The sequence below is a fragment of the Ferruginibacter sp. genome (assembly GCF_031391665.1).
GTDB lineage: Bacteria > Bacteroidota > Bacteroidia > Chitinophagales > Chitinophagaceae > Ferruginibacter.
The window spans coordinates 1-11,098 of the sequence record NZ_JANMUN010000113.1 but is presented as its reverse complement, the minus strand read 5'-3'; the positions used below and the strand labels follow the sequence as shown (position 1 = coordinate 11,098).

Sequence of the window (11,098 nt, the reverse complement as noted above, 5' to 3'; positions counted from 1 at the left end):
GTTTTCCACCGGACTCAAGCATTCGGGACGTCGCCCCTTGCGCTTGCTGGCGATGGGCCAGGACCGCGTAAGCGCAATCCAATTGGCCCGCCACCATGGGATTGCCACATTCGATCTCGCCGAAGCGCGCACCGGCGGCACGCTGCCGCCAACAAGGGGTTGGGCAGGATTCGTGGCGGCGGCGCTCGTAGGCGGAAGGCTGCCTCTGCTGTCCGCCGAAATCGGCGACGAACAGCCCAAACATTCGCTCGTGGAACTCGACTCACGCGGCGATACACTTTTACAACAGTTGGGGAGCGTGGGGGAAAATGCCGTAGGCCCAGCCGGCAGCGCTCAGACAACGGAAGTTCGCTCTTCAGTAGAGCCTGAATACCCGATCGTGTTGAAATTATTTCAATGCTGTTTAATGAAAAAAGAAGAGCAGTGCATGACTTTATTGCAAAAACTGTGGTAATTAAAACAGCTTAACAATTACAAACAAGAATATTATTATTTTGCAACTGGTGCGATTAAAATATCATTTCAATGCCTGATAACGGAATAACAGCAATAATATTGATCATTGCCAATATTGCCTTTTCGTACAAAGGTTTTATCAGTCCTCTTTTTTTTGAGGGCTACAAATTTGAAGTTGATAAAATTCTTATTAAGAAAGATTATTTACGGCTGGTTAGTTCGGGCTTTTTACATGTTAGCTGGATGCACCTTATTTTCAACATGGTAAGCCTTTATTTTTTTAGCGGCATTATTGAAAGTTCATTGGGAGTACTGCAATTTTTAATTATTTATTTTACCAGCCTAATCGGTGGCAACCTGCTAAGTTTATTCATCAATAAAAATCATGGCGATTACAGTGCAGTAGGTGCTTCGGGTGCAGTATGCGGAATTATTTTTGCTTCTATTGCAGTTTTTCCCGGCATGGGCATTGGCTTTTTTGGGTTACCATTTTCTATTCCGGGTTGGTTGTATGGCATTGTATATACAGCGTTTTCTATTTACGGCATTAAAAGTAAAAAAGATAATATTGGCCACGAAGCACATTTAGGCGGCGCACTTATTGGAATGGCTGTTGCGCTTTTAATGAACCCATCTGCCTTTATACAAAACTATGTTACCATTTTAATTATTGCAGTGCCTTCCATTGCATTTATTTATTTAATTATCACCAGGCCGCAAATTTTGCTGGTGGATAATTTTTATTTTAAAGCACATAACGATCATTATTCCATCGATCATAAATACAACCAGCAAAAAAAAATGCAGCAGCAGGAAATAGATAAAATTTTGGATAAAATAAGTAAAGCGGGTATAAACAGTTTGAGCAAAAAAGAAAAAGAAATGCTTAAAGAATATTCGAAAAAGAATTAAAAGTTATTCTTTTTTGCCTGTTCCAAACACAAGGAAAATAATGATAAACTAAAATAAGAATAATATTATGAAACATTTTTTTACTTCGTGTTTACTATTAATTTTCTTTATCACAACTTTTGGCCAGTCAAATTTTGCTGGAGAGTATAAACTTTACACCACAGGAGATACGGCAGACATATCAGGCAGCACAATATTAAAACTAAACTGCAATAACACATTCATTCAGCATGACAGTATTGCCACTGGATATGGCAAATGGAATATCAAAAATAAAAATCGCCTGGTGATGCAGTTTGATTCGATTGCAGAAAACAATAGAATGGATATTATCAAAACAAAGATTGTATACCTTATTGAAGATGGCCGTATTTTTAGAAAAAAAATACCCAAAAAAGAATACACTGAATCTAAAAAATCCTTGGAGAGCTATTTGCCCGGATGGCAATCTGAAAGTTTTACTACTTATAAAGAAAAAGCACTAAAAATGTACTACCGAAAAGTAGCAATGTATTCTTGTGAATAAATTATCTTATCACCGTAAGTTCATATTGCGTTCTTCGCTATATCACAATCTTTAAATTGTAATGCATTAATTTTGAATTTTGCCTTATATTTTATTTTTCCCATCAATGCACATCACCACCGGCACCATATTAAAAAGCACATCAACAACAAATGATACCAACTTTGTGCAGGTCATTATTTTTATTGCAGAGCATAACGAAAAAGGTGCCATGGGCTTTGTAATAAATAAAAAATTTGCAAGGGCGCTTAATGAGCTGGAAGAATTTAAACAGAGCATAAATTTTCCATTATACGAAGGTGGCCCAATGGACAAAGAGCATCTTTACTTTGTACACCGCCGGCCAGATGTGATAGAAGGCGGCACACTTATAGCCAACTCTATTTACCTCGGTGGCAATTTTAAACAGGCGGTTACACATCTTAATAATAAAACTATAAATGCAAACGATATAAAAATATTTATTGGTTATTGCGGTTGGGATTGTAATCAGCTGGAAGAGGAAGTGGCAGAAGGCAGCTGGATAATAGCTGATACCGCTGAGCAAAATATTTTTAGTTTGGTACAGTAAACGTTTATTTAATAAATGCAAAAGTTAATTACAAATTATAGTCAACTGAAAAATTCAAATTCAATAACACATTGTACTGCTTATTCAATAGTTTGCCTCAACAACTCCTACTCAAAAAATATCTCCTGCGCCACACGAAAAGTATTACAATGTGCATCCACAATAATTTTTACATCGGCGCTGTAGCCACCACCCATTGCAACGGTGCAGGGAATTTGTTGCTGCTTCAAAGCATTAAAAACAAAAGCATCTCTCTGCTTACAGCCCTGCAGCGTAACGTTTAATTTTCCATAGCGGTCGGTATTTAAAATATCTGCGCCGGATAAATAAAATGCAAAATCGGGTTGTACTGTTTTCAATAACTCGGGCAAAGTATTTTTTAAAATGTCCAGGTAATCTGTTTCATCTGTACCATCGGGTAAAGGAATATCTAAATCACTTTTTTCTTTATGAAAAGGATAGTTATGCCCGCCATGCATACTAAAAGTAAATACACGGTTGTCGTTCTCAAAAATTTTAGCGGTGCCGTTTCCCTGGTGTACATCCAAATCGATAATGATAATTTTTGCAGCCAGTTTGTTATGCAGTAAATAATTTGCAGCCACAGCCATATCGTTCAGCATACAAAAGCCTTCGCCACGGTTGGCAAACGCATGGTGGGTGCCGCCTGCAACATTCATGGCCACGCCATATTGCAAAGCATAATGGCAGCAATCGATAGTGCCCTGTGTAATTATTAATTCCCGTTGCGTTAATGCCGGCGATTGCGGAAAACCAATGCGGCGCTGTTCCTGCGCTGATAAGGTTTGCTGTTGCAATTTATCCAGCCATTCTTTTTCATGCGTCAGCAAAATAATTTGGTTGGGGCAAATGCCGGGTGCAAAAACATTTTCGGTTGTTATGGTTTCTTCATGCAGCAACTGGCCGGGTATCAGTTCGTACTTCAGCATAGGAAAGCGGTGGCCTTCGGGTAGCGGGTGTGCATAAATGGGATGGTAAGCAATTTTTAACATGCCGTAAATAAAATAAAAACATGTTGCCTTATTTATATCAGGCAACATGCATCAATAGAACAACAACGATAATAAAATGTTTTGTGCTAAATATATTTTAAGCAGTTGCGGCAACAATTGCGGCAGCGGCGGCTGCACTTGCGGCGGCGGCACCTGCGGCTTCGTTATTGGCATTCGACATGCTTACAAAACTGTAGCCCCAGCCTTTTAATTCGTTTTTCCAAATTAAGGAACCGTCTTTTGTACTCAGGCAAAGTAAAATGCCGGTAGAGCCAATAAAAATTTTGTCGCCTTCAACAGTAATTTGCCCGTATGTGAGTGTCATTTTGCTGGTGAGGTATTCCTTTAATTTTACTTCCCATACAATAGCGCCGTCTTTTTTATTAATGGCGGCTACCCTGCCGTTAGATAAAACAAATAAATAGTCTTTCTGTTTCATGGTTTATGTTTTGCCATAAAAATATACAATAAAACGATTGACCGTATTTTTCAGAAAAAATATTACAGTACAACGATGGAGAGGCAATAAACTGCAGATTACGCAGAAATAATTTTTTAATCTAACAACACATTTCCATATTACTTACATTTGCTGCTTAAAAATAATTATATGAAAAAAATAGCACTATTAGTAATTGCTGCTGTTGCATTAACTTTTGCCAATGCACAGCAATTAACTACACCGCAACCTTCGCCAACACAAGTGGTAAAGCAAAATTTTGGTGTAGGTTTTATTGAATTAAATTACAGCCGTCCTGCAAAAAAAGACAGGAAAATTATGGGTGACCTCGTACCTTTTGGAAAGGTATGGCGTACAGGTGCCAACGCTGCCACCACACTTACTTTTAGCGAAGATGTAACTATTGGAGGAAAGGAAGTAAAAGCAGGCAAATATGGTTTGCTTAGTATACCCGATGCAGGCAAATGGACGATCATTATCAGTAAAGATGTTACCGTAAACCAACCCTCTGCTTACAAACAGGAAAATGATGTGGTACGTGTGGAAGCAAAAACAGTTACTACTCCTTTTACTGTAGAAAACTTTACCATCGGCTTTTCTGATATTACCGGCAGCAGTTGTAATGTGGAATTAATGTGGGAGAATACTTATTTAAATTTTCCTGTTACCACCGGCACCGATAAAAAAGTAATGGGGCAGATAGATAATTTAATGAATAAGGATAACAAACCTTATTTTAATGCTGCATCTTATTACTATGATAATGGTAAAGATTTAAATCAGGCTTTAGCATGGGTAAACAAAGCATTAGAAACAAATAAAGAAGCTTTTTGGATGTACCTGTTAAAAGCACGTATCCTTAAAAAAACTGGTGATAAAGCTGGCAGTAAAGCTGCAGCAACTATGACCAAAGATTTAGCTACTGCTGCTAAAAATGATGACTATGTAAAAATGGCGACTGAATTAATGGCCACTTTATAATTTACAAAAATTATTTTTTCTGCTTCATCACATCTTAAGCTGTAATTTATTTTTACAGCAGGATGAGGTGAAGCAGATTTGTTTAAAGCAGTTATCTCGTATGTATTTCAAATTGTCACTACAGCATCAGGCCAGCAGCAAATTTTAACGCAGAGAAAAGGAGAAAAGGAGTTATCGCAGAAGTTCTCAGCGTAAACTCTGCCATCTCATTTTCTCAGCGTTGAAAAAAATATTGCGACAATTTGAAATGCATCTGTTATCTCTTCCCTTAAAATCTTCACCATCTAATCCATAACTTTACCAACTATCAACTTTCAACTTTCAACTTTCCTCTTGGCTCAATACTTGCTGCATTAATATTCATCATGAATAGTTACGACCAACAAGCCCAAAAAGAATTAACTGCCTGGCAAAAAAAAATGCTGAGCAAACCCTCGCTGTTAAATAATTTGTCTAAAAAAATTCAGACCAAAATAAATACCTGGATACCCGAAAAAATACACAAGGCCATAACTGTAGCCATTAAACAAATGATACGGGGTGTTTTATTTGGTGCTACACATACCACTGCACAATCTTTATTAACCGGCAACCTGCAGCAGCGTGAAGAAGCCGTACAGAAAAAAATAGACTGGTACAGAAATACCGCCGCAGTGGAAGGCGGCATAACAGGTGCCGGTGGCATTTTACTCGGCCTTGCCGATTTTCCTATTTTAATTGGATTGAAAATAAAGTTGCTTTTCGATATTGCTGCCATTTATGGTTTTGATGTAAACGATTATAAAGAGCGGGTGTACCTGCTGCATATTTTCGAACTCTCTTTTTCCAGCGATGCACACCGAAAAAATATTTATACAAAAATGATTGACTGGGAAGAAAAGAGAAAAAATTTACCCGAAGATATTAACCAGTTTGACTGGAGAAATTTTCAGCAGGAATACAGGGATTATATTGACCTTGCAAAAATGGCGCAGCTGGTTCCTGTAATTGGTGCACCAGTTGGTGTGCTGGTAAATTACCGCTTAATAAAAAAACTGGGTATTACTGCAATGAATGCTTACCGTATGAGGATACTTTAATTAATGTTCCTTAATGTTCGTGAGACACGAACATTGGCTACTGGGCTCTAAAACAGTCCAAACAACTTACTGTCGATACTGGTAATAATTTGCCCGAGGTGTTCTTCATTTTCGGCAAATTTATTTTTATCGGCATCAATAATTAATAACGGGCCTTCTTTATAATTATCAATAAAATTATTGTAGAATTCATTTAATTTTTTAAGATAATCAAGGCGGATATTTTCTTCGTACTCTCTGCCCCGCTTTTGTATTTGCGCTACTAAAGTTGGTACTGATGCTTTTAAATAGATAAGCAGATCGGGTGGCTGCACCATGGTTTTAAGTGTTTCAAAAAATTTGTAGTAATTATCAAAATCACGTTTGCCCATCAGGCCCATATCATGCAGGTTGGGTGCAAAAATATTAGCATCTTCATAAATCGTTCTGTCCTGTATAACGGTTTCGGTGCCACGTTGTATTTCTAAAAGCTGGTTAAGGCGGCTGTTTAAAAAATATATCTGCAGGTTAAAACTCCACCTCGGCATGTCTTCGTAAAAATCGTTGAGGTACGGGTTATGGTCCACATCTTCAAACTGAGGAATCCATTTATAATGCTTACTCAGCATTTCGGTTAATGTAGTTTTACCAGCACCAATATTTCCGGCTACTGCAATATGTTTTGGTTTTTTAGTTTTAGCCATGCCCCAATTCCGCCACGGCGGAGAATTTTAGTTTACAAATTTTTTTATTACTCTTTCTTTTTCTAACAGTTGAAAGTAAGCAAACTTAACAATATCACAAATATAAAAATAGTTTTACCCCTCTTTAGTGATGGGGGCATCAGAAATATTTTAATCCCATCGCTTCTCTAACCAGTTGCATCGTTTCACCGGCACTTTTATTAGCTTTTGCTGCTCCCTGCTCCATTACCTGCTGTAAATATTTTTTATCCGGCAAAATGCTGTTTATTTTTTCCCTGATGGGTGCAATAAAATGCACCATATCTTCTCCTAATTGCTTTTTTAAATCGCCGTAACGTATGGTGCAATTGTTGAAATCGCTTTCATATTTAGCAATAACATCTGCGGCACAAACCAATTTCATCAACCCAAAAATATTTTCAATATAATCTGGCTTGGCCGAATTCATTTCAGTGGGACCATTATCCGTTTTTGCTTTCATCACTTTTTTTCTTATCACATCATCTTCATCTGCCAAATACAAAGTAGCCATTTGGTTTTCGCTCTTACTCATTTTACCACTGCCATCTAAACTCGGCACTTTTACAAGGTCTTCATTATTATTATAAGCAACAGGTTCAGGAAAAGTTTCGCAGTAGCGGTGATTAAAACGGTGGGCAAAAGTTCGGGCCATTTCTAAATGCTGCTCCTGATCTTTACCCACAGGCACATATTTGGCACGGTGCAAAAGAATATCTGCAGTTTGCAACACCGGGTAAGTTAATAAACCGGCATTTACATTTTCAGGATTTAATCTCACCTTATCTTTAAAAGTGGCAGTTTTTTCCAGCTCGCCTTTATACGCCAGCATATTTAAATACAAATACAATTCCGCCGTTTCGTGTACATGGCTCTGGCAATACAGTGCCACTTTATCAGGGTCTAATCCGCAGGCAATATTTTCGGCTAACACCCTTTCTACATTTTCTCTAAGTTCTTTTGTATCGGGATGTGTGGTTAACGAATGCAGATCGGCCACCATAAAATAACAGTTAAACTGCTCCTGCATTTTTACATAATTGCGGATGGCCCCAAAGTAATTGCCCAAATGCAAAAAACCCGTGGGCCGGATGCCGCTCATTACTATTTGTTTTGTTGCTGCCATAATTGGCGAAGATAGCAAAAGTCATTAGTCATTGGTCATTGATGAATAGAAAAATTAAATGCCGCTCAAATAAAATCGCAAATGAGCAAATACAAAACTGAACTATATTTGTTTTATGGAAGTAAATGATGCATTGGTAGATAAATTGGCCAACTTGGCAAGGCTGCAGTTTAACGATACCGAAAAAGAAAGTATTAAAAACGACCTGCAGCGCATGATTAAATTTGTAGAAAAATTAAATGAACTGGATACCACCGGTGTGGAGCCTTTACTGCACATGAGTGAGCAGGTAAATATTTTAAGAGATGATAAAGTAAAAGGAAGCATCAGCCGGGCAGAAGGATTGCAAAATGCACCGGTGCATGATGGGGAGTTTTTTAAAGTACCGAAAGTGATAAAGAAATAAGTTTAGAATATTGGGTTTAGACGTTTAGGGTTTAGAAGTTTAGAAAACTGTCAACCTAAACACCTCTAAACCCTAAACATCTAAACCCTAAACAAAAAAATATGCAGGGAATTATTCATTTAGAAAACATCCGCAAAAGTTATTATCTCGGTAAGCAGGAGTTGCAAGTGCTTAAGGGAATTAGTATTGATATATTTAAGAATGAGTACGTAGCTTTAATGGGTCCCAGCGGCAGTGGCAAATCTACCTTAATGAATATTTTGGGTTGCCTTGATAGCCCCAGCGGTGGCAAATACATTTTAAATGGCAAAGATGTTAGCCGCATGCCCGACAATGACCTGGCAGAAGTACGCAACCAGGAAATTGGATTTGTATTTCAGCAATTTAATTTATTACCAAGATTAACAGCATTGGAAAATGTGGCATTGCCATTAGTGTACAGCGGCATCAGCAAAAAAGAAAGAACAGAAAGAGCGATGGAAGTAATGGTAAAAGTAAAATTAGATGACCGCAGCCATCATAAACCAAACGAACTGAGCGGTGGCCAATGCCAACGTGTAGCTATTGCCCGTGCATTGATCAATAACCCTTCTATAATTTTAGCTGATGAACCTACCGGTAATTTAGACAGTAAAACCAGTTACGAAATAATGGATATTTTAGGTAAGATACATACCGAAGGCAACACTGTTATTTTAGTTACACACGAAGAAGATATTTCGATGTTTGCCCACAGGGTAATACGGTTAAGAGACGGCGTGATTGAAACCGATAAACAAAATGCAAGCCCTGCAACTATTGCACAGCCGGTGTAAAGCCCCCTCCGCCCCCTGAAGGGGGAACTGTAAACAGTATTATTCTTTGTTGCATTTTTTATCTACTTTCAGTTTTGAAAAAAATATTTATAAAACTTAAATTCTCCGCCGTGGCGGAATTGGGGCATGGCATTTAAAATTTATACAAAAACAGGCGACCTTGGTAAAACAAGTTTAATTGGCGGAACAAAAGTTGCTAAAAGCCATATTCGTATTGAAAGTTATGGTACGGTAGATGAATTAAACAGTTATGTGGGATTAGTGAGCGACAATATAAATGATGAGCACACAAAAATTATTTTAAAAGAAATACAGGACAGGCTTTTTACCATCGGTTCATCTTTAGCCTGCGACCCTGATAAGGAACCGCTGATGAAAATACCCGATTTAAAAGAAGAAGATATTGTGCTGCTGGAAAAAGAAATTGATTTTATGAACGAAACATTACCGGCTATGAAATCTTTTATTTTGCCCGGCGGGCATGTGGCTGTATCTACGGCTCATGTTGCCCGTTGTGTTTGCCGCCGTGCCGAAAGATTGTGTGTTAACATGCAGCAGCACGAAATATTTGTTGAACCTCTTGTAATAAAATACCTCAATCGTTTAAGCGATTATCTTTTTGTATTAGCAAGATTTATCGGGCATTTGCTGGGTGTTGCAGAAATTGCGTGGAAGCCGAGGATTAAAAGCCCCTAAATCCCCTCCCGAAATAATCGGGATAAATTACGGGGACTTTGAGCATTCTCCTTAAAACTTTCAACCTTTATTTCACCGCCTCAGTTATCACCTTTCCTACACAACCATTAGGCATTTGTATCTGCAGCATTGCAGCAATTGTTGGTGCAATATCCGTCATATATGTTTCCCGGTTGGTTTTGCCGGGCTTTACGCCCCAGCCAAAAAACACACAGGGTATATGTGCATCGTAAGGGTTCCACAATCCATGCGTAGTGCCTTTATTCCATCCATCAAAATAACCGGGCTTAAAAGTAAATTGTATATCGCCGCTACGTTTTACATTATAGCCGTTGGTGATCATTTGTTTTTGCGGCTCCGGTAATGCAGCTTCCTGTATTTTATCCAGCTCAAAAGCATTAATAATAAAATCTTTTTCTTTTAATGCATCAATTATAAAATGTGTAATCTCGTTTACATTTTTTTCTTTATCAATAATATTTTTTTTGTTTAAATACACCTGGTAATTCATTACCGTTTTAATGGCACTCTTTACAGCAAATTTTTCTTCAATGCGTTTATTTAATTCATTAACAATATCGCCATCTTCAAAAGTACCGCCGGGTATTTTATGTTCTTTTAAAAAAGCAGGTATGTGTGCCACGCCATGGTCGGCAGATAAAAATAACATGTAGTTTCCCTTACCCATTTTTATATCTAAATAAATTAAAAAGTTTTCTATGTCTTTATCCAAACGCAAATACGTGTCTTCCATTTCTACGCTGTTGGGGCCAAAAGCATGGCCAATATAATCGGTAGAAGAAATGCTCACTGCTAAAAAATCCGTTACAGTATTTTTTCCCAGCCCTTCACTTTCTATTGCAGCTTTTGCAAAATCTAAGGTATAAGTATTAGCAAATGGTGTAGTTCTAAAAGCTTCATATTTATCATTGGCGCCAATGGCAGAAAGTTTGTGCGGAAACACTACCGTTTTTTCTCCCCTGATAGTATTTTCATAAACCTTATCATCAGCAGTACTTAAATCATATTTGTTTAAGGGCAGCAAAGTATTCCAGTCGGTAGCCATCCATTTGCCCGGTACATCTTTATCATTATAAGCAGTAACCCATGTGGGTAATGCAGTCATGTAATGTGTGCTGGTTATCCATTTGCCGGCATCGTACCAGTAAGCCGCATTGCCACTGTGGCCAGCAGTTAAAATTGCACCACGGTATTTTAAAGCAATGCCTATCACTTTACTTTTAAAATTATTGCTCAACCTTAATTCATCGGTAATGGTGGTGGTCCACATATTTGCAGGGCTCATCTTGCCTGCCCTTCCCATATTGCCAACCGTATTTACAGTAGAGTCATCGG

General features: G+C 38.0%; 14 protein-coding genes. 9 read left to right on the top strand and 5 right to left on the bottom strand.

Annotation, left to right across the window (positions count from 1 at the left end; all coding sequences use genetic code 11):
- The 4 genes from ACY651_RS08830 to ACY651_RS08815 form a co-directional block, all read left to right on the top strand.
- Nucleotides 1-454, top strand: a 454-nt coding sequence (locus ACY651_RS08830; protein WP_462251792.1) for a hypothetical protein, incomplete at its 5' end; no start/stop codon positions are given.
- A gap of 71 nt (nt 455-525) precedes the next feature.
- Complete coding sequence (locus ACY651_RS08825) at nt 526-1,368, top strand: rhomboid family intramembrane serine protease (RefSeq protein ID WP_462251790.1); 843 nt, start codon at nt 526-528, stop codon at nt 1,366-1,368.
- Nucleotides 1,369-1,435: 67 nt separating this feature from the next.
- The gene (locus ACY651_RS08820) at nt 1,436-1,894 is read left to right on the top strand and encodes a hypothetical protein (protein WP_462251788.1); all 459 of its coding nucleotides are present in this window, start codon (nt 1,436-1,438) and stop codon (nt 1,892-1,894) included.
- Between the two features lie 79 nt (nt 1,895-1,973).
- Nucleotides 1,974-2,465 carry a YqgE/AlgH family protein gene (locus ACY651_RS08815; protein ID WP_462251786.1) on the top strand — a complete coding sequence of 164 codons (492 nt, stop codon included), beginning with the start codon at nt 1,974-1,976 and terminating at the stop codon, nt 2,463-2,465.
- A gap of 107 nt (nt 2,466-2,572) precedes the next feature.
- Here the strand turns inward: ACY651_RS08815 and ACY651_RS08810 are convergent, their stop codons facing one another.
- Together ACY651_RS08810 and ACY651_RS08805 are read right to left on the bottom strand one after the other, a co-directional pair.
- A complete protein-coding gene (locus ACY651_RS08810; RefSeq protein ID WP_462251784.1) occupies nt 2,573-3,478 on the bottom strand; it encodes a histone deacetylase family protein in 906 nt (301 codons plus the stop codon).
- 97 nt (nt 3,479-3,575) lie between these two features.
- Nucleotides 3,576-3,917 carry an outer membrane protein assembly factor BamB family protein gene (locus ACY651_RS08805; RefSeq protein ID WP_462251782.1) on the bottom strand — a complete coding sequence of 114 codons (342 nt, stop codon included), beginning with the start codon at nt 3,915-3,917 and terminating at the stop codon, nt 3,576-3,578.
- A 171-nt stretch (nt 3,918-4,088) separates the two neighbouring features.
- Between ACY651_RS08805 and ACY651_RS08800 the strand changes: the two genes are divergently transcribed.
- Both ACY651_RS08800 and ACY651_RS08795 read left to right on the top strand, forming a co-directional pair.
- Nucleotides 4,089-4,919 (top strand): DUF2911 domain-containing protein, encoded by an 831-nt coding sequence (locus ACY651_RS08800; protein ID WP_462251780.1) that lies wholly within the window; start codon nt 4,089-4,091, stop codon nt 4,917-4,919.
- A gap of 365 nt (nt 4,920-5,284) precedes the next feature.
- The gene (locus ACY651_RS08795) at nt 5,285-5,998 is read left to right on the top strand and encodes an EcsC family protein (protein WP_462251778.1); all 714 of its coding nucleotides are present in this window, start codon (nt 5,285-5,287) and stop codon (nt 5,996-5,998) included.
- A 47-nt stretch (nt 5,999-6,045) separates the two neighbouring features.
- On the opposite strand, the gene ACY651_RS08790 is transcribed toward ACY651_RS08795, so the two are convergent.
- Both ACY651_RS08790 and trpS read right to left on the bottom strand, forming a co-directional pair.
- Entirely contained in the window at nt 6,046-6,681 is a 636-nt protein-coding gene (locus tag ACY651_RS08790; protein ID WP_462219961.1) for a deoxynucleoside kinase, read from the bottom strand.
- A gap of 139 nt (nt 6,682-6,820) precedes the next feature.
- The gene (gene trpS, locus ACY651_RS08785; RefSeq protein ID WP_462251776.1) at nt 6,821-7,825 is read right to left on the bottom strand and encodes a tryptophan--tRNA ligase; all 1,005 of its coding nucleotides are present in this window, start codon (nt 7,823-7,825) and stop codon (nt 6,821-6,823) included.
- A 115-nt stretch (nt 7,826-7,940) separates the two neighbouring features.
- Between trpS and gatC the strand changes: the two genes are divergently transcribed.
- The 3 genes from gatC to ACY651_RS08770 all read left to right on the top strand — a co-directional run bounded on the left by gatC (nt 7,941) and on the right by ACY651_RS08770 (nt 9,742).
- On the top strand, nt 7,941-8,231 hold the full coding sequence (gene gatC / locus ACY651_RS08780) for an Asp-tRNA(Asn)/Glu-tRNA(Gln) amidotransferase subunit GatC (RefSeq protein WP_462251774.1): 291 nt from the start codon (nt 7,941-7,943) through the stop codon (nt 8,229-8,231).
- 101 nt (nt 8,232-8,332) lie between these two features.
- Nucleotides 8,333-9,046 (top strand): ABC transporter ATP-binding protein, encoded by a 714-nt coding sequence (locus tag ACY651_RS08775; RefSeq protein ID WP_462251772.1) that lies wholly within the window; start codon nt 8,333-8,335, stop codon nt 9,044-9,046.
- A 126-nt stretch (nt 9,047-9,172) separates the two neighbouring features.
- Nucleotides 9,173-9,742 carry a cob(I)yrinic acid a,c-diamide adenosyltransferase gene (locus ACY651_RS08770; RefSeq protein ID WP_462251770.1) on the top strand — a complete coding sequence of 190 codons (570 nt, stop codon included), beginning with the start codon at nt 9,173-9,175 and terminating at the stop codon, nt 9,740-9,742.
- Nucleotides 9,743-9,809: 67 nt separating this feature from the next.
- Here ACY651_RS08770 and ACY651_RS08765 read toward each other — a convergent pair.
- Nucleotides 9,810-11,098, bottom strand: a 1,289-nt coding sequence (locus ACY651_RS08765; protein ID WP_462251768.1) for an alkaline phosphatase family protein, incomplete at its 5' end; no start/stop codon positions are given.